This is a genomic window from Moraxella bovis, assembly GCF_025985205.1.
GTDB lineage: Bacteria > Pseudomonadota > Gammaproteobacteria > Pseudomonadales > Moraxellaceae > Moraxella > Moraxella bovis.
On record NZ_CP087840.1, the window covers coordinates 192,795 to 215,761 of the forward strand.

20 protein-coding genes and 1 pseudogene are annotated in these 22,967 nt (G+C 44.2%); 12 read left to right on the forward strand and 9 right to left on the reverse strand.

The genetic code is table 11. The features are described from left to right. Positions 1 to 111 precede the first annotated feature (111 nt). From LP107_RS00935 to LP107_RS00950, 4 genes are all read left to right on the forward strand, one after another. On the forward strand, positions 112 to 723 hold the full coding sequence (locus LP107_RS00935; protein ID WP_078274633.1) for a 3'-5' exonuclease: 612 nt from the start codon (positions 112 to 114) through the stop codon (positions 721 to 723). Between the two features lie 184 nt (positions 724 to 907). Continuing rightward, positions 908 to 1,216: a DUF4212 domain-containing protein gene (locus LP107_RS00940; RefSeq protein ID WP_078274632.1), complete on the forward strand. Its 309-nt coding sequence runs from the start codon at positions 908 to 910 to the stop codon at positions 1,214 to 1,216. Between the two features lie 2 nt (positions 1,217 to 1,218). After that, positions 1,219 to 2,991, forward strand: coding sequence for a sodium:solute symporter family protein (locus LP107_RS00945; protein ID WP_112741730.1), 1,773 nt, complete (start codon positions 1,219 to 1,221; stop codon positions 2,989 to 2,991). A 161-nt stretch (positions 2,992 to 3,152) separates the two neighbouring features. Beyond that, a complete protein-coding gene (locus tag LP107_RS00950) occupies positions 3,153 to 3,641 on the forward strand; it encodes a hypothetical protein (RefSeq protein WP_078274630.1) in 489 nt (162 codons plus the stop codon). 160 nt (positions 3,642 to 3,801) lie between these two features. Here LP107_RS00950 and secG read toward each other — a convergent pair whose 3' ends face one another. Together secG and tpiA are read right to left on the reverse strand one after the other, a co-directional pair. Then, complete coding sequence (secG, locus tag LP107_RS00955) at positions 3,802 to 4,098, reverse strand: preprotein translocase subunit SecG (protein ID WP_078274629.1); 297 nt, start codon at positions 4,096 to 4,098, stop codon at positions 3,802 to 3,804. Between the two features lie 10 nt (positions 4,099 to 4,108). After that, on the reverse strand, positions 4,109 to 4,858 hold the full coding sequence (gene tpiA / locus LP107_RS00960; protein ID WP_078274628.1) for a triose-phosphate isomerase: 750 nt from the start codon (positions 4,856 to 4,858) through the stop codon (positions 4,109 to 4,111). Positions 4,859 to 5,158: 300 nt separating this feature from the next. Here tpiA and pilB point away from each other — a divergent pair, with 300 nt between their 5' ends. Further along, positions 5,159 to 6,868, forward strand: a complete 1,710-nt coding sequence (gene pilB / locus LP107_RS00965) for a type IV-A pilus assembly ATPase PilB (protein ID WP_078274627.1) — start codon at positions 5,159 to 5,161, stop codon at positions 6,866 to 6,868. A gap of 97 nt (positions 6,869 to 6,965) precedes the next feature. Here the strand turns inward: pilB and LP107_RS00970 are convergent, their stop codons facing one another. The 3 genes from LP107_RS00970 to metN all read right to left on the reverse strand — a co-directional run bounded on the left by LP107_RS00970 (position 6,966) and on the right by metN (position 9,740). Further along, complete coding sequence (locus LP107_RS00970; RefSeq protein ID WP_078274626.1) at positions 6,966 to 7,835, reverse strand: MetQ/NlpA family lipoprotein; 870 nt, start codon at positions 7,833 to 7,835, stop codon at positions 6,966 to 6,968. 179 nt (positions 7,836 to 8,014) lie between these two features. Then, the gene (locus LP107_RS00975) at positions 8,015 to 8,704 is read right to left on the reverse strand and encodes a methionine ABC transporter permease (RefSeq protein ID WP_078274625.1); all 690 of its coding nucleotides are present in this window, start codon (positions 8,702 to 8,704) and stop codon (positions 8,015 to 8,017) included. Continuing rightward, the gene (metN, locus tag LP107_RS00980; protein ID WP_078274624.1) at positions 8,694 to 9,740 is read right to left on the reverse strand and encodes a methionine ABC transporter ATP-binding protein MetN; all 1,047 of its coding nucleotides are present in this window, start codon (positions 9,738 to 9,740) and stop codon (positions 8,694 to 8,696) included. The genes LP107_RS00975 and metN overlap by 11 nt, the downstream gene beginning before the upstream one ends. Positions 9,741 to 10,323: 583 nt before the next feature. On the opposite strand from metN, the gene LP107_RS00985 reads away from it, so the two are divergent. The 7 genes from LP107_RS00985 to LP107_RS01015 all read left to right on the forward strand — a co-directional run bounded on the left by LP107_RS00985 (position 10,324) and on the right by LP107_RS01015 (position 17,868). Further along, on the forward strand, positions 10,324 to 10,839 hold the full coding sequence (locus LP107_RS00985) for a hypothetical protein (protein WP_078274623.1): 516 nt from the start codon (positions 10,324 to 10,326) through the stop codon (positions 10,837 to 10,839). Positions 10,840 to 11,053: 214 nt separating this feature from the next. Further along, positions 11,054 to 13,921, forward strand: coding sequence for an excinuclease ABC subunit UvrA (uvrA, locus tag LP107_RS00990; protein ID WP_078274622.1), 2,868 nt, complete (start codon positions 11,054 to 11,056; stop codon positions 13,919 to 13,921). 95 nt (positions 13,922 to 14,016) lie between these two features. Further along, complete coding sequence (locus LP107_RS00995) at positions 14,017 to 14,853, forward strand: TatD family hydrolase (RefSeq protein WP_078274621.1); 837 nt, start codon at positions 14,017 to 14,019, stop codon at positions 14,851 to 14,853. 198 nt (positions 14,854 to 15,051) lie between these two features. Further along, positions 15,052 to 15,810 carry a tRNA threonylcarbamoyladenosine dehydratase gene (locus tag LP107_RS01000; RefSeq protein ID WP_078274620.1) on the forward strand — a complete coding sequence of 253 codons (759 nt, stop codon included), beginning with the start codon at positions 15,052 to 15,054 and terminating at the stop codon, positions 15,808 to 15,810. Positions 15,811 to 15,870: 60 nt separating this feature from the next. After that, the gene (locus LP107_RS01005) at positions 15,871 to 16,305 is read left to right on the forward strand and encodes a hypothetical protein (protein ID WP_228157747.1); all 435 of its coding nucleotides are present in this window, start codon (positions 15,871 to 15,873) and stop codon (positions 16,303 to 16,305) included. Positions 16,306 to 16,312: 7 nt separating this feature from the next. Continuing rightward, positions 16,313 to 17,020, forward strand: coding sequence for an AAA family ATPase (locus tag LP107_RS01010; protein ID WP_244893670.1), 708 nt, complete (start codon positions 16,313 to 16,315; stop codon positions 17,018 to 17,020). A gap of 146 nt (positions 17,021 to 17,166) precedes the next feature. Continuing rightward, positions 17,167 to 17,868: an IS1 family transposase gene (locus LP107_RS01015; protein WP_078275358.1), complete on the forward strand. Its 702-nt coding sequence runs from the start codon at positions 17,167 to 17,169 to the stop codon at positions 17,866 to 17,868. A 125-nt stretch (positions 17,869 to 17,993) separates the two neighbouring features. Here the strand turns inward: LP107_RS01015 and LP107_RS01020 are convergent, their stop codons facing one another. From LP107_RS01020 to LP107_RS01030, 4 genes and pseudogenes are all read right to left on the reverse strand, one after another. Continuing rightward, complete coding sequence (locus LP107_RS01020; RefSeq protein ID WP_112741731.1) at positions 17,994 to 18,575, reverse strand: hypothetical protein; 582 nt, start codon at positions 18,573 to 18,575, stop codon at positions 17,994 to 17,996. A 285-nt stretch (positions 18,576 to 18,860) separates the two neighbouring features. Then, positions 18,861 to 19,136, reverse strand: a pseudogene (locus tag LP107_RS14390) (Arm DNA-binding domain-containing protein). 781 nt (positions 19,137 to 19,917) lie between these two features. Then, on the reverse strand, positions 19,918 to 22,173 hold the full coding sequence (locus LP107_RS01025) for a DUF927 domain-containing protein (RefSeq protein WP_264676020.1): 2,256 nt from the start codon (positions 22,171 to 22,173) through the stop codon (positions 19,918 to 19,920). Further along, positions 22,170 to 22,403: a hypothetical protein gene (locus LP107_RS01030; RefSeq protein ID WP_264682800.1), complete on the reverse strand. Its 234-nt coding sequence runs from the start codon at positions 22,401 to 22,403 to the stop codon at positions 22,170 to 22,172. Before LP107_RS01030 ends, LP107_RS01025 begins: the two co-directional genes overlap by 4 nt. Between the last annotated feature and the right edge of the window lie 564 nt (positions 22,404 to 22,967).

A 22,967-nucleotide genomic window follows, 5' to 3' on the forward strand; every position in this document is an offset into this window, starting at 1 on the left:
GATAAATCCATCACTGATACAAAGTTGAGAATAGGGCAAGCCCCTGTATTTTGATACATGCCATTTTACGACATCATTTAACAAGGAAGACATTCATCATAAGGAAAATCCATGTTCCACACCCTAAAGCACGCTTGGGCAAAGCACCGCCTACCTGCAGGCTCCCCTTATCTGCCCTTATATGAACCGCACCTTGATGAACTGGTTAGCTTTGACTGTGAGACCACAAGCCTTAACGTCAAAGAAGCCCATATCATCTCTATCGGAGCGGTTAAGATTCGGGGCAATCGCATTTTGACAGACGAGAGCTTTTATGTGCTAGTTAAACCCGAAGGCATCATGAGTGCCACTAATGTAACGATACACGGACTACGCCCCAAAGATTTAAAGGATGGCTTGGACACCGAAACGGCAATACGGCAGTTTTTGGACTTTGTCGGTGGGCGACCGCTTGTGGGTTATTTTTTGGAATATGACGTGGCGATGGTCAATAAATTTTTAAAACCAATGGCAGGGATAACCCTACCCCAAAAACAAATAGAAATATCAAGGATTTACCACGCCCAAGAAACTCGCCATAAATATTATGACGCCGAAATTGACCTAAAAATGGCAACGATGATAAACGCCCTAGGCATTCCCGACCTGCCACGCCATGATGCCCTAAATGATGCCATCAACGTAGCGATGATGTATTTGGCTCTTAGGTATCGCAGGGTTTGATGATAACCATTCTTTTTATTAACAAAAAAATTTTGTATAGACTATTGCAATTGCTCACAGTTGTGCTATTCTAAATCAAGGTGTAAGAAACACCTGTAATTTGCAAGGAAGCAATGAATTATTCAAGGGAGAAAACCCATCAAAATCTGCTTTCTTTGCTTTTTTACCAACTTTGGAGAAAGCAATGTCAGAAACTTCAAACACCACTCACACCCCAACAAACACCCCGTCACCCAATGCCCCAGCAGATGCCCAAGGCTATTGGCGTGCCAACGTGCGTATCATCATCGGCTGTTTGGTCGTTTGGGCGGTCGTCTCGCTCGGTTTTGCCATCTTACTTCGCCCCGCCTTGATGGGTATTAGCTTTATGGGAACGGATTTGGGGCTGTGGTTTGGGCAGCAGGGGGCAATTTTGACCTTTGTTGCCTTGATTTTCTTTTATGCATGGCGAATGAATAAATTGGACAAACAATATGGCGTTGAGGAGGACTAAGGATGAGTCAATTTGCCATTAACTTGATTTTTGTGGGGCTGTCCTTTGCCCTGTATTTTGGGATTGCCATTTGGGCAAGAGCAGGCTCCACCAAGGAATTTTATGTCGCAGGTGGCGGTGTTCACCCTGTCGTAAACGGCATGGCGACAGGAGCCGACTGGATGAGTGCCGCGTCCTTTATCTCGATGGCGGGCATGATTGCGATGGGCGGTTATGTAGCGTCTGCTTATCTGATGGGCTGGACGGGTGGATTTGTACTGCTTGCTTTGCTACTTGCTCCCTATTTGCGTAAATTTGGTAAATTTACCGTGCCTGACTTTATTGGCGACCGTTTTTACTCAAAACCTGCTCGCTTGATTGCGGTGGTCTGCCTTATCCTAGCATGTACCACTTATGTCATCGGACAGATGACAGGAGCAGGCGTGGCGTTCTCTCGCTTTTTGGAAGTGGATAAAAACACAGGGCTTATCATCGCTGCCATTGTCGTGCTGTTTTATGCGGTACTTGGCGGTATGAAAGGCATTACCTACACGCAGGTGGCTCAATATGTCGTTTTGATGATTGCTTATATCGTTCCTGCGATTTTTATCTCGCTAAACCTAACAGGCAATCCTATTCCTGCTCTTGGTATGTTTGGCACGGTAGAAGGTGGTGAAACCATGCTTGCCAAGCTCGATGGACTGATTACCGACCTAGGCTTTGCCGCTTATACTGCCGATGTGCCTGATAAGCTCAATATGTTCTTATTGACTTTATCGCTTATGATCGGTACGGCAGGTTTGCCCCACGTTATTATCCGCTTTTTTACGGTAAATAAAGTCTCGGACGCTCGCTCATCAGCAGGTTGGACGCTGGTATTTATCGCCTTGCTATACACCGCTGCCCCTGCCGTGGGTACGATGTCTCGCATGAATTTGGTGGATACTGTATATCCAAACGGCACGCAGTCTGCCCCCATTGAGTACGAAGCTCGCCCTGAGTGGATGAAAAACTGGGAACAAACAGGTCTTTTAAAATTTGAAGACAAAAATAATGATGGCAAAATTGACTACTATAACGACAAGTCAAAAGACGAAGCTTTCCTTGCTGCCGCCGAATCAAAAGGCTTAAAAGGCAATGAACTTGATGTAAACAACGACATCATGGTACTTGCCAACCCTGAGATTGCCAACTTGCCACCATGGGTTATCGGTCTGATTGCCGCAGGGGGTATCGCTGCTGCTCTATCTACCGCCGCAGGTCTACTGCTTGCCATCTCGTCTGCCATCTCGCACGACCTTATCAAGATGGTTATCAAGCCTGATATTAGCGATAAAGGTGAGCTCAATGTCGCTCGCGTCTCGATGATTGTGGCGATTGCGATTGCAACATGGCTTGGCATGAATCCCCCTGGGTTTGCCGCCCAGACGGTTGCCCTTGCCTTTGGTATTGCAGGCTCGTCCTTGTTCCCTGCACTCATGATGGGTATTTTCTCAAAACGCATCAACGACAAAGGAGCGGTGGCAGGTATGCTGGCAGGTCTTATCGTAACGTGCGTGTACATTTTCCTATTCAAAGGCTGGTTCTTTATCCCTGGTACTAATATGCTTGCCGATGACGCATCAGGTTGGATTATGGGGATTAGCCCACTAGGCTTTGGTCCAATCGGAGCGTTGATTAACTTTGTGGTTGCCTTTGCGGTATCGTACATGACCGCACCGCCATCACAAGAGATTCAAGACTTGGTTGAAAGCGTGCGTTATCCAAAAGGAGCGGGTGCTGCTGTTGACCACTAATCGGCTCTTACCAAAAACTGCTTAAAATCTCGGTTTTAGGCAGTTTTTTATATGGATTTGATTTATAATGATAAAAATTTGGGTGTTGTTTAATACGATAATGTTGAGTTTAGACACTGTGTATAACTCTATTTTTTTAAAATATATTTTAAGGGAAAAACATGATGTTTTGGGACATTACGGCAATGATATTTGCAGGCTTTTTATTTGCAGGGCTTGCCATGCCGATTAAGATTTTTTATAAAAAAACGCCAAAATGGTTCATTCCCATCATGGCAGGGCTTGGTATGATGAGTTATCAGGTGTACAGCGAATACCGATGGTTTGGCGATACCAGTGCCAAACTGCCCGATGGAAGCGTGGTGGTGGCAAGCGTGCCAAAGACAACGTGGTTTCGTCCGTGGTCGTACGTTAAGCCCCAAGTGTTTCAATTTGTGGTGCTAGATACCGCCAATGTTGTCAGCCTTGATGAAACAACCAAACAAGCTCAGGTGTATTTTTTTGAAAGACGCTTGCCTGCCCAAAAATTGGACGTGTTATTTGACTGTCAAAAAGGCGTGCAAAGTTATGTGATAAATCGGGATTTTAGCCGTCTTAATTGGCAAAAATTGGACTATGCCGATAAGGCGGTAGGGCTGGTGTGTCGCTAGGCTAGAGCGGAACAGGAAAAAGGGAGGGAAACCAAAAGTATTGTTGATTTTGCCGAAAAATCCGTGTCTAAATGACTTGCCATTAAGACACGGATGTTAAATTGAGAAGTATTCATTGTGATAAGAGCTTGGCAAAACCCGACCCCTGCCCATCATCAAATCACGGTGTTTTGGTAGGCGTGGACGCATCAGCCACAGGCACATCTAGGCGTAGTTGGTCACGGGCTTCTTGTTGGGCATGATAGCCCAGTGCCAAGCTTGTGCAGAAAAATATGGTGGCAAGGATGGCGGTGGTGCGAGTTAGAAAGTTTGCCGAACCTGCCGCCCCAAACACCGTGCCTGCCGCTCCAGAGCCAAAACTTGCCCCAGCATCCGCCCCTTTGCCGTGCTGAATGAGTATGAGACCTGATAAGGCAATGGCGACAATGATATGAATGGCTAAGATAAATGTAAACATGGTGTTCTCGTTATTTTGATTGGCTAAATGCGTGGATAATGGCGGTAAAGCTGTCGGTTTTCAAGGAAGCTCCACCGACCAATGCCCCATCGATGACATCTGATTTGGCAAAGTTGGGGGCGTTTTTGTCGTTCACGCTACCGCCATATAAAATGGGGGTGGTCATACCAAATGTAGCTAATTCGTCTTTGATAAAGCGGTGTGTTTTTTCAATTTCATCAAAGGTTGGGGTAAGCCCCGTGCCAATTGCCCAAACAGGCTCATAAGCGATGATAAGTTTGGCAGCATCGTCATCTGCTTGATTTACAAACGCCTTTAAAATGGCTAATTGGTTTTTTAAAATCCCAAACGTCTCGCCACGCTCATACTCATCTTTGGTCTCGCCAATGCAGTAGATGACCGATAAACCGTGAGCAAAAGCGTGGGCGATTTTGGCGGATAAAATCTTATCGGTCTCGCCATGATATTGACGGCGTTCGGAGTGTCCCACAAGGGTAAAAGTCGCCCCAATATCCGCCACTTGGCAAGCCGATACATCGCCTGTAAATGCCCCTGTCTTAGCCGTCTTATGGGCGATGTCTTGCACGCCGAGCAGGATGCCGTCCGCCAAAGCTGATTTGACAGCTGATAAATGCACAAGGCTCGGCACCACGCCCACAGTACAGCCATCATTGGCAGGCAGGCTTGTGGCAAGGGCGGCCGCGTCTGATACGGCGGCAGGGTTTAACTTCCAGTTGCCGATGACGTATTTTTGACTCATGGGATTTCCTTTGGCTCTATTGTAATTTTAACCTAACAGCATATTATAGCAAACATTCCCCAAAAAACCAGCACACAAATGATGGGCGGTATTATTGGCGGTGTTTTTCCGATAATCCTAAAACTTTGCCCTTTGAGTAAAATTTTATGGCAAAAGCACAGCAAATTTTGTATTTTTGGAGTAAAATAAGCAAAAATATATGCAATTTTCACGCCAATTTTTATCTGATGACACATTTCTTTTAAAATTTGTCGCTCATTTGATTTTAATAAACATTGGCAAATGATTTAGGAAAATATTATGTCCGCTCCGAATTTTGGTGGTTTGGCACACATTTTGGTGTCAAATGGCTTGGTTGCCCCTGATGCCATGACCAAGGCTCTGACCGAAGCCCAGCAGCAAAGCATGGCGATTGTGCCATATTTGGTAGAAAACAAAGTTGCCCCTGCAAATAAGATTGCCAGTCTGCTTGCTCATGAATTTGGCGACCCATTATTTGACCTAAATGCACTGTCTCCTGATGCGGTCAATAAAGAGCTGGTTGATGAGAAAATCATTAATCAGTATGGGGCATTGCCACTCTTTAAACGGGGTAATAAACTTTTTGTGGGTTTGTCCGACCCCACCCGTCTAGATGCCATTGATGCCATCTCCTTTAACGCCAAGCTGACTGTTGAGACCATCGTTGTCGAAGAAGACAAGCTCAAAAAGATGATTGAGAATGTCTACTCAGGCGGTGGCGGACTGGGCAACCTAGGCGATGTTGACCTGTCAGGGGACTTTGATGGTGGGTCAGGTGATGAAGATGATGAAGGTGCTGACGTCAATTCAGGCGGTGGTGAAGATGCCCCTGTGGTCAAGTTCGTTAATAAAATGCTCCTTGATGCCATTCGTATGGGAGCATCGGATTTGCACTTTGAGCCGTATGAGAAGTCTTACCGTGTGCGTTTTCGTGTGGATGGGGTTTTGCAAATCATTAATCGCCCACCAGTACAACTGGCAGGTAAAATCGCCGCTCGTCTTAAAGTCATGTCGCAAATGGACATATCCGAACGCCGAGCTCCCCAGGATGGTCGTATTAAGCTAAAAATCTCCAAAACAAAAGCCATTGACTTTCGTGTGAACTCCTGCCCTACGCTCTTTGGCGAAAAGCTCGTACTGCGTATTCTTGACCCGTCATCAGCGATGCTTGGTATTGATGCACTCGGCTATGAGCCTGACCAAAAAGAGCTGTTCTTAGAAGCTCTTGATAAACCTCAAGGCATGCTACTTATCACAGGTCCGACAGGTTCGGGTAAAACGGTCTCGCTCTATACTGGTCTTAACATCCTAAATACGCCCGAGACCAACATCTCTACCGCCGAAGACCCTGTGGAAATTAACTTAGAAGGGATTAACCAAGTAAACGTCAACCCCAAAGTGGGTCTCACGTTCGCCTCCGCCCTAAAAGCATTCCTACGTCAAGACCCTGACATCGTCATGGTCGGTGAGATTCGTGATTTGGAGACTGCCGAGATTGCCATTAAAGCCGCCCAAACGGGACACATGGTATTATCCACCCTGCACACCAACTCCGCTCCTGAGACCCTAACTCGTCTGCGTAATATGGGCGTGGCATCGTTTAACATTGCCACATCGGTAAACCTAGTGATTGCCCAGCGTCTGGCTCGCCGTTTGTGCAAAAACTGCAAAAAGCCGACCAACGTACCTAAGCAGAGCCTGCTAGAAATGGGCTTTACCGAAGAAGATCTTGCCAATCCTGATAACGTCATCTATGAGCCTGTGGGCTGTTCTGAGTGTCGTGAAGGCTACAAGGGGCGTGTGGGTATCTATGAAGTCATGAAAATCTACCCAAGTATCGCTCGGATTATCATGGAAGACGGTAATGCCATTCAAATCAAAGACGAAGCGATGAAACACGGCTTTCGTGATTTGAGACGCTCGGGTATCATGAAAGTCTTGCAAGGCACGACCAGTATCCAAGAGATGTATCGGGTAACTTCTGAATAACATCGCTTAAACAAAAGCCCTTGTATATTCAAGGGCTTTTGATTGATAAAAACAGGGTAAAAAAGTAAGGGCAATCACGCCCTTATTTTTTGATTATTTACCAGCCTTTAACCACACCGTCTTTAAATTGGTTTTTGGCTTCGGCTTCTACCTCATCAGACTGATAGGCTTGAACGAAGTTTTTGATGGCGTCCGAGTCTTTGTTGTCGGCACGGGCAACGATGATGTTCACATAAGGCGAATCTTTGTCTTCAACAAATACGCCGTCATTAGCGGTTAGACCCACTTGACCTGCATAAGTGTTGTTCACCACTGCCAAATCCACGTCATCTAAGGCACGAGCGGCGACTGATGTATCCACTTCTTTGATTTCAAGTTTTTTGGGGTTCTCTACGATGTCAAGCGATGTTGAGAATAGGTTGGTGTTGTCTTTTAGCTTGATAAGCCCTTGTTTTTCAAGTAAAATGAGTGCACGAGCTAGGTTTGACGGGTCGTTTGGCACTGCCACGATAGCACCGTCTTTAAGTTCGCTTATGCTTTTGATTTTCCTAGAATAGCCCGCCAGTGGATATACAAAGGTATTGCCTACGATGACCAGATTATCCAGCTTTTTCTCTTGGCTGTCTTTGTCAAGATAGGGCTTGTGTTGCATGGCGTTGGCGTCTAGGTCGCACTTGGATACGGCGGTGTTGGGTAAGGCGTAGTCGTTGAACTCAACGTATTCTACCACCAGACCGTATTTTTCCTGGGCGACTTTGGCGGCCACTTCGGCAACTTTATGTTCAGGTCCACTCATCACGCCCACTTTGATTTTGTTAGGGTCGCCAGCAGGGCAAGCTTTTACCGTTGTGGTTTGGGTGGTTGTGTCGGTTTTGGTGTCGGTTTGGGTAGGTTTGTCGCCACCACAGCCGACCAGGGCAATGCCTGACGCTAAGGCACACAGACCAAAAAATTTGTTTGCTTTCATAAGGGTTCTCTGTTTAAAAGGAATGATATTTATCTGTTTGTCAATTTAAAATCATTGAATTTATCAAATGACAAAATCATGACAACAATAAATTTTAGTATATTAAAGCAAAAAATTAGCCAAACTTCAATATGAATTTTGGCTAAAATTTTGACAAAAGGTTATGCCATTTTGGCATATCATCTATGGTCAAACCGCTCGGCAAGCATATCCCCCGCCTTTTGGCATATCATGACAATCGCCACGATGATGACGGTCGCTATCCATTTGACATAGACCATACCACGATGTTCGCCATAGCTGATAGCAAGGTTGCCCAGACCGCCACCGCCCACCACGCCTGCCATTGCCGAGTAGCCGATGAGCGAGACGAGAGTGAGCGTTATGGCGTTGATGAGTATGGGTAGGCTTTCGGGGAAGTAGTATTTGGTGATGATTTGCCAGTTGGTCGCCCCCATGGCATGAGCCGATTCGGTCAAGCCTGTGGCGATTTCTGCCAAAGCATTGGCGGTAAGCCTTGCCACAAAAGGAATGGCGGCCATGGCAAGTGGCACAATGGCGGCGGTCGTGCCGAGCGTTGTCCCCACAATCAGACGAGTAAAGGGCAATAAAATAATGAGCAAAATGATAAACGGCACCGACCGCCCCACGTTGATAACCACGTCCAATATGGCAAATAAAGGCTTGTTCGCCAAAATCCGCCCCTTGCCCGTCAAAAACGCCACAAACCCAAGCGGTAGCCCCACCAGCACCGATATGGCGGTAGAGACCAGTCCCATATAGACCGTCTCGTAAGTGGACTTATAGACCATTTGCCACATTTGGGGGGTCAGCTCGCTCATAAAGCCTTGATAAATCTCATGCCACATGGCCTAACACCTCAAATCCAACATGATGTTCTGTAAAAAACGCCAACGCCTCCACGCACGCCGTCCGCTCGCCAATCATTTGGCTTATGGTTACGCCAAACTTGACACCGCCCACATAGTCCATTTGTGAAGTCAAAATGTTAAATGCCACGCCAAATCGCCGTGTCGCCTCCGAAAAGAGCGGACTGTCCACCGTTTTGCCACTAAATTCAAAGCGTATCACAGGATAAGTGCCGTCCGTCTCATGGGTGTGCAGGCGTGCCAAAAATTCATCAGGTAGGCTTACATGAAAAGTCGCCTTGATAAAGTCATGGGCAAGCTCGGTTTGGGGATTGGCAAAAATCTGCCCCACCGTGCCTTGCTCCACCAACACGCCCTTGTCAATGACCGCCACTTTATCACAAATGCGTTTGACCACGTCCATTTCGTGCGTGATGAGCAGTATGGTGATGCCAAGCTCGCTGTTGATTTTTTTTAATAAATCCAAAATCGCCCCTGTTGTGGCAGGGTCTAAGGCACTGGTTGCCTCGTCGCAAAGTAGTACCTTGGGGTCGGTTGCCAACGCTCGAGCAATGGCGACACGCTGTTTTTGACCGCCTGATAAGCTAGACGGATAGGCGTGATGACGCTCGGATAAGCCCACCAAATCAAGCAGGGAGCTTACCTTTTCTTTGATGACGTGTTTGGGCGTGCCAGACAGTTCAAGGCTTAAAGCGACATTATCAAACACCGTGCGAGATGAGAGCAAATTAAACTGCTGAAAAATCATGCCGATATGACGGCGAGCCTTGATAAGGGCGGTGTTATCTAGACTCATCAAGTCCACACCGTCCACAAACACGTGTCCTGTCGTGGGGCGTTCTAGGAGGTTCACACAGCGAATGAGCGTGGATTTACCTGCTCCGCTGGCTCCAATCACACCAAAAATCTCGCCCTTTGCCACCGTCAAATCGGTCGGTTGTAGGGCGGTAAAGGTTGTGGGTTTGCCGTCTTTTTTTATGGCGAAAGTTTTGCTAACGCCTTGTAATCTTATCATAATGGGTAAATTTGGGGAAATTAGCTATTATAGCATGGATTGGGCGAGTGTTATGGCAAAAATTGATGAATTGGTAGGTTTGTGATAACAATTGTCATGTTGATGCTCGCTTGCTGATATCAAAAACATCAGTGTCAATTTTTAAAGAAGCTTTCATGTGGTAGACTGTCCAAAATTTACGCAAAATTACATTTTACCGAACGCATTCGCACAACCACGACAGTTGCAACAATATAGTAACATTTTTAAAATTTCTAGGTTAAATCACGCACAAGACTGCCGATGATTTTACATTTTGTGGCTATCACACGCCCCAAAAATCCCCTATCATACATCCATCGCCAACGAGAGATGAATACTAAATGAATGCTTGATATCTGTTGAACCAAGATGATAAGCATGAATGACGTAACATGGTTGGTGCCGTGGGTAAAGCTAATTTTGGATGATTTTAATGATGATTTGCTAGGTTGTTATGTTAGTTTAAATAATGAATAAAATCAACGTTAAATGAAAATAGAGTTTCACTTCGCCCAAATCAGTAATAACCAAGTAACAAACCCATTTTAATAAGGAATTCATCATGAGTAATTATGACCATATCGATCGTGACGTTGTAAAAAATATGTCCGATGAGACTAAAGCAGACCTAAACGCTGACCCAATCACAGGCGAGCCAGGTTCACACCCAGTGGGCACGGCAGTCGGCGGCTTAGGCGGTGCAGCCGCAGGGGCAGCCATTGGTGCATTGGCAGGTCCACTAGGGGCGCTTATTGGCGGTGCCGTGGGTGCAATCGTTGGTGGTGGTGCAGGCAGTGCCGCAGGCGAAGCCTTTGACCCAACCATTGAAGAAGCCTACTGGCGTGCTCACTATGCCACATCGCCCGCTTATGTAGCAGGTTATGATTATGACCGTGACTACCTACCTGCTTATGCCGTAGGTTATGCTAACCGCCCACATTATCCTGCTGATGCTCGCTTTGAAGATCATGAAAATGATTTGGAGCGTTCATGGAATGAAGTTAAAGGCGAATCACGTCTGGCGTGGGAACAAGCCAAACTTGCTGCTCGTGATGCATGGTATCGTGTAAAGTACTAAGAAGTGCTAAATAATAAGTTAAATTTGCCTGATTAATTTTAATTGGGTTCATAAAATAAAACCACTTAAATGCTCTGCATTTAGGTGGTTTTTTGTGCTGTTTTATCATTGTAAATTTTGGTTATTGCTATTTCAAATTTTAAAAATACCCCCATTTATAAACCTATCGTATTTTAAATACCTAAACATTTATCAAAATATTAAAAGGCATATCATGGCACACGAATACATCAGTATCAAAGGGGCAAAAACCCACAACCTAAAAGACATCAACGTGGACATTCCACGAGACAAGTTAGTCGTGATTACAGGTTTATCAGGTTCGGGCAAATCATCGCTCGCCTTTGATACGCTCTACGCCGAAGGGCAAAGACGTTATGTGGAGAGCTTGTCCGCTTATGCTCGCCAGTTTCTATCGCAAATGGAAAAGCCTGACGTGGACAGCATAGAAGGCTTATCCCCCGCCATTGCCATTGAACAAAAATCAACCAACCATAACCCCCGCTCCACCGTCGGCACGATTACCGAAGTGTATGATTATCTGCGTTTGCTATTTGCTCGTGTCGGCACGCCTCATTGTCCTGAACACGGCTTGCCCATGGTCGCCCAAACCGTGAGCGAAATGGTGGACGACATTCTTGCCAAACCTGACGGCACTCGTCTCATGCTCCTTGCCCCTGTCGTGCGTGAGCGTAAGGGCGAGCATATTGCCCTATTGGAGGGCTTACAGGCACAGGGCTTTACCAAAGTTCGCATTGACGGGGTAGTCTATGACATGGACGAGCTGCCCACCCTTGCCAAAACGCACAAACACACCATAGACGTGGTGGTAGATAGATTTAAGGTGCGAGGTGATTTGGGCAATCGTGTGGCGGAGAGTTTGGAGACCACGTTACGTCTAGGCTCGGACATTGCCATTTTGCATAACATGGACGATGAGAGCGAGACGGTGCTGTCCGCCAAGCACTCTTGCCCTACCTGTGATAGGGCGGTGAGTGAGTTAGAGCCACGCCTGTTTAGCTTTAACAATCCCGCTGGAGCGTGTCCGTCCTGCGATGGGCTTGGCAAACGCCAGTATTTCTCTGCCGAACGTATCGTTACCGAACCTGCCAAATCCTTAAATCAAGGGGCGATACACGGTTGGGACAAACGCCATGCGTATTATTTTGGGCTATTGACAACCGTTTGCACGCATTTTGGCATTGACATGGATAAGCCGTGGCAAGACTTAACCAAAAAAGAGCAAACTATCATTTTAAACGGTTCGGGCAAAGAAAAACTGACCTTTAATTTTACCGATGAGCGTGGGCGTAAAACAACCAAAACCGTGCCATTTGAAGGGATTTTACCGTACCTAGAACGCCGTTATCACAGCACCACAAGTAACATCGTGCGAGATGAGCTGGCTCAATATTTATCCGATACGACTTGTAACGTGTGTCATGGTGTTCGCCTAAATGACATCGCCCGCAACGTCAAAGTGGACGGACGGGGCGTGGGCGACATCATTGCCCTGCCAATAGGGCAAGCGTGGGAATATTATGAAAACCTGCACATCGGCGGACACAAAGGCGAAGTAGCGGATAAGATTTTTAAAGAAATTCGTGAGCGTTTGGGCTTTTTGACCAAAGTGGGGCTAGAATATTTGACCCTTGCCCGCTCTGCCGAGACGTTATCGGGCGGAGAAGCTCAGCGTATCAGGCTAGCGAGCCAGATCGGGGCAGGGCTTATGGGGGTTATGTATGTGCTTGATGAGCCGTCCATTGGCTTACACCAACGAGACAATGACCGCCTGCTATCCACGCTGACGCACCTGCGAGACCTAGGCAATACCGTCATTGTCGTGGAGCATGACGAAGACGCCATTCGCACCGCTGACCATATTATTGATATTGGTGTGGGGGCAGGCGTGCATGGGGGACGTGTGATTGCCACAGGGACGGCGGACGAGATTGCCAAAAATGATGATTCATTAACAGGACAATATTTATCTGGCAAAAAACGCATTGAGATTCCCAAAATCCGCCACAGTGCCAAGACAGGCGAGATTAAAAAAGGCAAAAAAACCATTACCGAACCCTTATATATCCGCCTAGACGGAGCCAAGGGCAATAATCTAAAAAATGTCAACCTAGCCATCCCAATCGGTGTCATGACCTGTATCACAGGCGTATCAGGCTCAGGCAAATCCACGCTCATCAACCGCACGCTGATGCCACTGTCTGCCACGCACCTAAATAACGCAACCACGCTTGTGCCTGAGCCGTATGACAAAATCACAGGGCTTGAACACCTTGATAAAATGGTGGACATAGACCAAAGCCCAATCGGTCGCACGCCACGCTCCAACCCTGCCACTTATACGGGCGTGTTTACGCTCATCAGAGACCTGTTTACCCAGACCCCCGAAGCTCGAGCAAGGGGCTATAAGGCAGGGCGGTTTAGCTTTAACGTCAAGGGCGGTCGCTGTGAAGCCTGTCAAGGGGACGGTATGATAAAGGTGGAAATGCACTTTTTGCCCGATATGTATGTGCCGTGCGATGTCTGTGCAGGCAAACGCTACAATCGTGAGACCCTAGAAGTCCACTATAAGGGCAAATCCATATCGGACGTGCTTGCCATGACGGTAGAAGATGCGTTGGCGTTTTTTGAAGCAATCCCTGCCATTCATCGCAAATTAGAAGCCCTGATGCAGGTGGGCTTGGGCTACATTCAGCTTGGGCAATCCGCCACGACATTGTCAGGGGGCGAAGCCCAAAGGGTGAAACTTGCCAAAGAGCTTGCCAAACGAGACACAGGGCAAACCCTTTATATCCTAGATGAGCCGACCACAGGCTTGCATTTTGAAGACATTGCCAAACTGCTTGACATTTTGCATGCTCTGCGTGATAAAGGCAACACGGTGGTGGTTATTGAGCATAACCTAGACGTCATCAAGACCGCCGACCACATTGTGGATTTAGGTTATGAAGGTGGCTCGGGTGGGGGCGAGATTGTCGCCACAGGCACGCCCGAACAAGTGGCACAAGACGAAAAGTCGCATACAGGGCGGTTTTTAAAAATGGTGTTGGATAAGGGTTGATGAAAAAATCCAAACTGCTTAAACTGACCCTAACCGCCTTGGCATTGTTATTGATACCAAGACGAAGTAGTCTCAATCCGCCAAAAAGGTAGCCCATGTACTTATTTGACACCCACACCCATTTTGACGTACCCGAATATGACAATAAGCGAGATGACTACAACCGCACCGCTTTTACGCATGGCGTGCGTCATGTGGTGCTTATCGGCTATTTGGCAAAGTATTTTGACAGAATGAGACAGGTCAAATACTATGCCGATGACCATTATTCAATCAAGCATCATTTGGCGTGTGGCTTGCACCCGTTATATATCAAAAAGCATGGCGATGATGACTTGTATATTTTAGATAATTATCTAAACAAATATCCCAACATTGCCATTGGTGAGATAGGGCTTGATACTTATTCTGATGAATTAAAATCGGTGGATAATTATAATAAGCAATGCCGTTTTTTTATAGAGCAAATCGGCTTATCAAAAACGCATGATTTACCCATTTTATTGCACATTCGCAAATCACACGCCGATACCCTAAAACTTTTAAAGATGCAAAAATACAACGCCTACAATCAAGGCGGTATTGCTCATAGTTTTAGCGGTGGCGAAAATGAAGCGTTGCATTTTGCCAAATTGGGTTTTAAAATTGGCATTACAGGGCAAATCACCAACCCCAATGCCAAAAAATTACGCCAAGCAGTAAAAACGGTTTTTGATAAAATTGGTATATCTGCTTTTGTTATTGAGACCGATTGCCCTGATATGAACCCTATTCCTGCTCAAATAGGCGGTAATTATTTTAATGAGCCAAAAAATTTAATATATGTTTTAGATGAGTTATCGGTATTATTTAATATGGATAAAGAAAAATTGGCATATAAACTTTGGCAAAATAGCAATGACGCATTTAAAACTAATTTTGACTATTGTTAAATGATTTTTGAAAATGATAATAAGGTAGGGGCGAATTGCAATTCGCTCAAAATGTAAAGTAAAAATTGGTAGGGTGTGTATTACGCACCATGAAATGATTTAATCTTAATTTAAAATACCTACTCATCAATTATTTAATAATTATTTTTAGGTTATAGGGGTAATTTATTTACCCAAAATTTAAAGAGTAAAAATAAAATGATCAACCGCAGATTTACAGGCACCTGCACGCTATATCAAGATGATTTTGATAAATTTAGCAATGCCCACGTTATCATCATCGGTATCGGTGGCGTGGGGTCGTGGGCGACAGAAGCCCTTGCTCGCACCGGCATAGGCGAGCTGACGCTCATTGACATGGACGTGTTGGTGGAGAGTAATGTCAATCGCCAACTGCCCGCCCTAACGGACACCTTTGGTGAATCCAAAATCGGCGAGATGACAAAGCGAGTGGTAGGCATCAATCCTGCTATCAAAATCAATGCCATTGATGAATTTATCACGCCTGATAATATCGATAATCTATTACCAAGTATTGATGTCATAAAAGAATACAAAGCCAAAAAAAGACCGCTCATTATATTAGACTGTGTGGACGATATGAATGCCAAATTGGCAATCGCCTTATACTGCCGATTTAATAAGGTTAAGCTCATCATATCAGGCGGAGCAGGGGGCAAAATTGACCCTTTACAAATAAAGGTAAGTGATTTAAAAGACGTCTATCAAGACCCCTTACTTGCCAAATTACGCCAAAATCTAAGAGATAAAAATATCAATAAATCTTTAAAGGAAAAGTTTGGCATGAAGTGTGTCTATTCATCCGAACCCCTAAAACTTGCCAATGCCTGCGAGAGTGGGCTTAACTGTGGTGGCTATGGCTCGGCAGTAACGGTAACGGCAAGCGTGGGCATGATAATGGCAAGCGAATGTTTAAAGATGATTGGTAATTTTTAACTTTATCTGTTATTATCTCAATTTGGCAATTAATAAATTCACAAAAAATGAAGTTATCTTATGAAAATTTTACAATCCAAACATTATCATCCAAAAAAGATTTTTAATGAAGTCTATATGGACAATCAATATCAAATCGTGGCACAGGATTTGGAGCGTTCTACGTCCACGCATGACAACCCTTATTATCAGCTTTTATCGTCCATTTTACCCAGTGTTGATTTTCATGATATGGTGATTAAAAAAGACAAATTAGTGGATTTTGTTAAATGTACCGATTATCATCCTGTGGCGTTTGACAAAAAGAACCATGTATTTTATGAAAATGAAATTTGCTATTTTTATGATAAATATGACTTATTTATTGTCGCCAGCGAAAACCTAAGCAATGAATATGACAAAACCATTATTGAATCAGGATTTTTGCGAATAGACCATATTTTTTATGACCCAAGAAATGAGCATTCATTAACCAATATTCGCTCTTTTTTTTAATGAGTATTTGCAAAAATACATCTCAAAAGATAGTAAAGTATTGCTATTATTAAAAGAAGGGCGAGATTTGGTATTTAAGCATCAAGGCATTAAACCTTATACGCTTGATTTGCAGACAATGTATAATGACGACTTTTTGCCTGTTCATGCTAAAATTAAAGATGAATTGGCACAAGGAAAAAAAGGCGTGGTGTTATTGCACGGCTTGGCAGGGACGGGCAAGACTAATTATATCAAATGGCTCACCGCCCAAATTCCCGATAAGGATTTTATCTTTGTGCCAAATAATATGATTGGCGAGCTTGCCAAACCTGAATTTATGAGTATGCTTATTGAGCAAAAAAATTCGGTATTGGTATTAGAAGACTGCGAAAATTATATTGCCGAGCGTGTCGGCGGTGGCAATCAAACGGATGTGGTGGGCATTATTCTAAATATCGCTGATGGGATATTGTCAGACGTATTAGAATGCCAGTTTATTTGTACCTTTAATGCCGATTTAATGGATATTGACCATGCTTTATTAAGGCGTGGGCGACTCATTGCTGAATATCAATTTGGTAAATTGTCTATTGAAAAATGCAATGCCTATCTAAAATCCATTGGCAAAGATATTACAGTGGATAAAGAGATGACCCTTGCCGAATTAACCCATATTGATGAAAAAGAATATAAAGCGGTTGATGATAAAAAAGTGGGATTTGGGTTTGTTTAAATCTATTGGTGTTAAATTTTAGATAGATGAATAAGGGTAATTAAATTTGCCCTTATTTTTTATATTAATTTTTGGCAGTGGTTCAAAAAGTATGCTGTAACAAAAACTAAAAAGACAACTTAACCAAACAGTGGTAATTTACGGTTATGAAGACGACAATTACCATTACTTGCCCAAGTTGCCTATGTCATAGTATAAAGAAAAATGGCGTAAAAAGCTATGGCAAACAAAATTATTTTTGTAAAAATTGCCACAGACAGTTTGTCCAACAGTCAGAACTAAGCTACAAGGGCTGTTATTCGCACATAGACAACAAAATACGCTTAATGCTTGCTCGTGGGTGTAGCATTGCAGATATTGTGGTAATTGAACAAGTGAGCAAAGCAAAGGTGCTAAGTGTACTCACAAACAGCAACCACAAAATCAAACCCAAACAACAACATTACGACACCTTAGAAGTGGATGAGTTTTGGACTTATGTTGGTAACAAGAAAAACAAAGTTTGGCTCATCTATGCTTATGACAAAGGCACAGGTGAGATTGTTGCTTTTGTGTGGGGCAAACGAAACCTTGCTACTGCCAAAAAACTCAAAATACAACTTACCCAACTAGGCATTACTTTCAACAAAATTGCTTGTGATGATTGGGATAGCTTTTTAACTGCCTTTAAGCACTCTTTAAAACAAGTTGGTAAACGCTTTACTGTGGGTATTGAAGGCAATAACACCAGACTGAGAACCTTCGTCAGGCGAGCATTTAGGAGAACTTGCTGTTTTTCTAAAAAGCTAGAAAACCATTTCAAAGCATTTGAGTTGGTGTTTCATTATATTAACTATGGTTGGGTTTAGCATACTTTTTAGACCAGAGCCTAATTTTTAATTGCTCTTAATAAACACCTGCATACCCATAACGCTGATTATTAACCTGAGCAACAAAGGTGATGCCATAGCGTAAATGGGCGTTATCATGCCATTCATAAATTAAAGCTATACGGCTTATAAAATTGATGTGTGTCATGCATGAGAGTTAAATGCAGTCGCTCTAAATCGCTAATGTCTTCGGTGATAAGGCGGTCATTATCAAGATAAATAAAATGGCATTGCGACTTTGCTTGTGGCGTGGTAAAAATTTGCTCACTAAAATGATAGTGGCAATATACCGCTTTATCCTGTCCGATATTAGGCGGAGCATAGCTGACATAATCCACGTCATTAGGAATGTGGGGTGCTAATTTGGGATTGACGTGCTTGGCGTGGTAGTTAAGATTGGAGATATGGCAATTATCCGCCCCCGAGTGCGTATTTTGGATTTGATTAAATTCATCTTGGATTGTTTGAATGGTTTGTTTGTCGCCAATGATGTCAAGGGCGGGCATATCAAAATCGTGATTGGTCATAAAATCCGCCCCATGTTTTAGGGCAATCTTGCTAAGCTCTTTATGCATGCACATATCATAGCCGATATGGGTAAATTGGCTTTGACTATTAGACGATGGCATAATGGCGATAATCGCCACGCATGATAGGGCGATAAGTAAGGGAGTGATAAATTTCATGATTGGCAATCTTTTTGATTTATCCTAAATCAGCCAAATAATTTTGTCAAGAATGGAGAATGCCTGCCTTTTAAACGGATGTTTTCGTTGTAAATACAAAGGGTGGGTAAGATCTATGTTTCATGGCTTTTTAAAAACCACTAAACAAAAGATTGATTTATTACAAAAGATAAAAAATAAAAAACAGCTTATAAGCAATTTTAAGCTGTTTTTTTTGTGAAAAGGGTGTCCCAACCACAGCTTATCGAACGTATCAAAACGGTTGTCAGATTGCTTTATTTTGGCTTATTTGGCAACTTCTTTGGGGTCTATGCCTTGTGTTAACTGCTCTTTGATTTCTATATTTTTGGCTCGTGCTTGTGCCAACGATAAGGCAGGGTATTTGCCTAATGCCTTTTCTTTTTACTTGCCATTGTGGCTGTAAATTGATATAAAAACTTTTGTGCCTGTATGTCGCATATAAAGCCATAGCCCATTACCATCACTGATTTTATTGGGCTTATTCGGTGTGCATTTATCGTTAGGCTGTAGGCGTTTAATGGCGGTATCTGTAAGGCTCATTTTTGGTATATTTTGGTTACGAACTCGTATACCAGTTTTTTATGGATAGCAATAGATTATGACGGACAGCCAAAGACAAGAAAAGAGCTTAAAGCCTAGGAAAATCTAAGGCTGTCGTACGATGACGGACAGCCCTAGATTGTTGTTTGGTCGGAGTGGCGGAGTTCGAACCATTAAAATTTATCTATTATTTTCAATCACTTAAAAAACAACAATCATTTTTATACCAACAAATATACCAACAATAAAAAAAGTCACCCTCATTTTTGGCTAAAAACCAATCAACATAACAAAACAACCTATTATCGTACTGCTCGCAAAAACCAGTTTCGCATTTCAAATGCGGAATTACTCTCGCTCTCGTACTGCTCCGAAAAGTCTTTTTTATACTGTAAAAAAATACCCCTTGCATGGGGTGGTTTCGCATTTGTCTCGCGCGTGCGTACTTGTCGGAAAAGTCTTTTTTATACCCCCTTTACTGGTCAGAAAAGTACACCAACGGCAGGCGTGGATTTTGGTTTTTAAATCTAAAATTGCCATCATGAAATGTTTCTAAAATTACATAAAATTACCGTTTTTTTGCCCATAAAAAAATAAATTTCTGTATCTGCATTTTTTTGTGGTGTACTTGGTGTACTCGGTGTACCGGCCTTATGTGGCAAGGCTTTGACGATTTTAAAAATGGTGTACTTTATCAAAAAAACGGTGTACGGTACACCGTTTTGAAAAAATTAAAAAAACCCATGATTTAATTATGGGTTTTTTGTGTTAAATTATGTTGCTATGGCTCATTGTCTAAAAACGTCAAAATTTCATCTTTGATGGCATAAAATAAACGTTTTTTGCCATTGATTTTCTTTTGGTATTGTTGTCGGTGGCTTGCCGTGGTAAGATTGACCGCTTTTAGCATTTGGTAGGCTTGCCTAATCGGTAGCGGTTCGCTGACTTCGCTAAACCCTGCACTTGTGAACAAATAAAGGCGGTTTTTTTCATCAATACAGCCTAGAAAATTGGGTTTACCGTCCGTCCAGTTATTTTCTAGGTTCTCGGCTTCGTGTCTTAGGCTTGCCATGCGTGAATATTGGTGTCGCTCTATGGTGTGGACGATACGCTCCACTAGGGCGGTTAATTCCAAATCGCCATGCTTGCCATGTATGGCTAACCAATCATCAAAACACGCCTTGACCGCTTGTGTGGCTTGTCCTGCCTGCCAATCTGTAACCCCTGCGACTGTGGCAAGCTCGCCCACGCCTGCAACGATAGCAAAGTGTTTACACACTCTCATTGCCTGACTGCTTAGCCCATCATACAAATTAGTAAAATCATGAATAAAGGCTTTAAGCTGTGCCAAATAGTCGTGGGTGGTAAGATAATCAAGCCATGCAACCCCTGCCGTGCCGTGATAGCGTTTGGCATTGTCTCGCAAACGCTCGGCTAACTCATGACCGCTTTTAAACCCTGCTAGGCTGTCAAACATGCCGTATTTTGCTTCGGCATTGATGTGGGCTAGGCGTACCGCTTGACCTGCCTTTATGCTTTGCCCTGCTTGCTTTAAAATGCCGTCTAAGGTGGTCTCTCCTGTGGATAGGTAAGCAATCCGCCATTTTTTGCTGGGGCGTGTGGTGGTGTCTTTGTTCATGCGTGTTTTGCCTGTGCCATTGCCTAGCATATACACCACGCTCCCAACTTGCTTAGGCTCGCACTCGCCCAATTCATCAAGGGCTAAAAAGCCGTCATTGTGCATGCTTGCGACGCTCTCCATGCCGTTGCCTGTGGCTTTCCATGTGCGGACAAACTCACGTCCGCCCCACACGCTTGCCCCCATGTTTAGGGCAAGGGATTTACCCATGCTAGATGGACCCACAAAATGAAAACCTAGGCTATCCGCCCCCAATGGCTCTAACACCGCCCCTGTGAGTGATACACACAAGGCAAAGGCTAAGCGGTTATGGTTAATACATGGCTTGGATATGTGTTCTTGCCACTCGGCTAATGTACCCTGCTCACGATAGCCATGCTCTATCTGCTCGGCTTGTAATACCACGCCATCGCCCCAAATCTTGTGTGGTAGGGCGTATGCCGTGCCGTGCCAACCTACATTATCCACACACAAAAGTTTGTCGGTACATGGATGAAATTGGATATAAGCGGTTAATAGGGCTTTGGCTTTGGCGGTTGTGCCAATAACAAGCCCCATGCTGGCAAGCGGTCTTAGGTACTCTCGCCCATCACCCATCAATAAATCATTTGGCATTGCCCATGTCTTTTGTGTGCCGTCTGGGTCGGTAAAGCGTAACAGCTTGCCCCAATTACCGCTTGTCTTGTCTCGGGTTTGTCCGTCAATGTACAAGGCATTTGATAAAAATGTCTCGGTGGTGTGGTCGGTTTTGCTATCTAACTTGGTATAAAACAGCTTACCATCTTTGATGACAAAATGACCGCCCAAATAGGGATAATCAAGCTCTTTGATGATTTGGGTGTCTGTGTCATTACCCTTCAACCGCTCTATGGTGTTCTCCACGGGGTCTAGGCAGGCGTGTATCTCCACGTTTGGCAAATTGCCTATTTTATTTTGTAGCTCGTCCGCTTGGTGTTTGCCTATGGGCAAGATTAGGCGGTGTGTTTTGCAAAAGGTTTTGGCAACCTTGTCAATATTGCCAAATGCCATCAGTACACAAAACCGCTCTCCCATCTCTTTTAGGGCAAAAGACAAATCTAAGGCGGTGAATAAATCATCTACTAGGTAAGCACACTCCGCCCCCAAATCGCCAAACACGCCTGCCCCTACCTTTTCACGGTGGTTTAGCAAATAGGGCTTGGACGGCTTTAAAATTGCCAAATTGACCGCTTGCCCTTTGGGGTTTTTGACAATCATACCTAGATTATTGGCGGTTTTGATGGCATTAATATCATCATCAATCCACACAAAGGATTTGGGGGATAGCTCCCCCATGCCCTGATAGATGGCGTTAATCTGGTCGGTGGTGGCAGGCGTGTAAGTTTTGATAAGCTCGCCAATGGTGTTAATCTCGCTCATGCTTGCCCCCCATTGTCATTATCACAATCATCAAAAAATAACGATACTTTGGCTTTCTCAATGTGGGCTTGTGGGTAGTCCTGTGCAAGCTGTGTGGCGAACGTGTGGGCGGTGTCAAAGTCGCTAAACTCTTGGTAAACGTTTGGCTCTTTGCATAGGACGGTATAAATGACTTTAACCGCTGTGGTGTTTGGATTGCGGGTGGTGGGGGTGGTTTGAGTGTTTAGCATGGGAATGCTCCTAGTAATGTTTTGAGTAGAATGCCCTAAATTAGGGTGGTGTGGTCTCACTCTCGGCTTTACTAGTAACCGCTTCGCATATTTGCCAAATGGCTTATTTTGCAATATCAACCACACCATAAAGGATAGACGAACGCCTGTATATGGTGGGATTGCCAAAGATTTTTGACAATAAAAAAGCCAATTTAAACCGCTTGGCATAACGGCTAGTAAATTTTGAGAGAGAATTAAATTATCCCTACTTTTGGCAGGCGTGGCAAGTGAAATAATTTCACTCAATTTTGATTTACATTGAATTTCATTCATAGTAAAATATCCTTGTGGTGGATTTCCCCTTGCAAAGATTGGCAAGGGGTTTTTTATTGCCCTGTTTTCGCCTGTGTTGCGTTCTGTGGCGGTTTAGGGCGGTGGGTGGTGTCTTTGCCTATGGTGGGGCTTGGACGGCTAAAAAGGGGCTTTCATGGGGTTTGTTTCTCAAATGGGCGTTTATCGCTCGCCATGGGGTTGTTTCTCATTCAAAGTAATACCCTTGCCCAACTTTGGGCAACCCCATTT

What these genes read in the sequence shown, in the direction of transcription:
- LP107_RS00935 (WP_078274633.1), top strand. Translation starts at nt 112, where the DNA reads ATGTTCCACACCCTAAAGCACGCTTGGGCAAAGCACCGCCTACCTGCA.
- LP107_RS00940 (WP_078274632.1), top strand. Translation starts at nt 908, where the DNA reads ATGTCAGAAACTTCAAACACCACTCACACCCCAACAAACACCCCGTCA.
- LP107_RS00945 (WP_112741730.1), top strand. Translation starts at nt 1,219, where the DNA reads ATGAGTCAATTTGCCATTAACTTGATTTTTGTGGGGCTGTCCTTTGCC.
- LP107_RS00950 (WP_078274630.1), top strand. Translation starts at nt 3,153, where the DNA reads ATGATGTTTTGGGACATTACGGCAATGATATTTGCAGGCTTTTTATTT.
- secG (WP_078274629.1), bottom strand. Translation starts at nt 4,098, where the DNA reads ATGTTTACATTTATCTTAGCCATTCATATCATTGTCGCCATTGCCTTA.
- tpiA (WP_078274628.1), bottom strand. Translation starts at nt 4,858, where the DNA reads ATGAGTCAAAAATACGTCATCGGCAACTGGAAGTTAAACCCTGCCGCC.
- pilB (WP_078274627.1), top strand. Translation starts at nt 5,159, where the DNA reads ATGTCCGCTCCGAATTTTGGTGGTTTGGCACACATTTTGGTGTCAAAT.
- LP107_RS00970 (WP_078274626.1), bottom strand. Translation starts at nt 7,835, where the DNA reads ATGAAAGCAAACAAATTTTTTGGTCTGTGTGCCTTAGCGTCAGGCATT.
- LP107_RS00975 (WP_078274625.1), bottom strand. Translation starts at nt 8,704, where the DNA reads ATGTGGCATGAGATTTATCAAGGCTTTATGAGCGAGCTGACCCCCCAA.
- metN (WP_078274624.1), bottom strand. Translation starts at nt 9,740, where the DNA reads ATGATAAGATTACAAGGCGTTAGCAAAACTTTCGCCATAAAAAAAGAC.
- LP107_RS00985 (WP_078274623.1), top strand. Translation starts at nt 10,324, where the DNA reads ATGAGTAATTATGACCATATCGATCGTGACGTTGTAAAAAATATGTCC.
- uvrA (WP_078274622.1), top strand. Translation starts at nt 11,054, where the DNA reads ATGGCACACGAATACATCAGTATCAAAGGGGCAAAAACCCACAACCTA.
- LP107_RS00995 (WP_078274621.1), top strand. Translation starts at nt 14,017, where the DNA reads ATGTACTTATTTGACACCCACACCCATTTTGACGTACCCGAATATGAC.
- LP107_RS01000 (WP_078274620.1), top strand. Translation starts at nt 15,052, where the DNA reads ATGATCAACCGCAGATTTACAGGCACCTGCACGCTATATCAAGATGAT.
- LP107_RS01005 (WP_228157747.1), top strand. Translation starts at nt 15,871, where the DNA reads ATGAAAATTTTACAATCCAAACATTATCATCCAAAAAAGATTTTTAAT.
- LP107_RS01015 (WP_078275358.1), top strand. Translation starts at nt 17,167, where the DNA reads ATGAAGACGACAATTACCATTACTTGCCCAAGTTGCCTATGTCATAGT.
- LP107_RS01020 (WP_112741731.1), bottom strand. Translation starts at nt 18,575, where the DNA reads ATGAAATTTATCACTCCCTTACTTATCGCCCTATCATGCGTGGCGATT.
- LP107_RS01025 (WP_264676020.1), bottom strand. Translation starts at nt 22,173, where the DNA reads ATGAGCGAGATTAACACCATTGGCGAGCTTATCAAAACTTACACGCCT.
- LP107_RS01030 (WP_264682800.1), bottom strand. Translation starts at nt 22,403, where the DNA reads ATGCTAAACACTCAAACCACCCCCACCACCCGCAATCCAAACACCACA.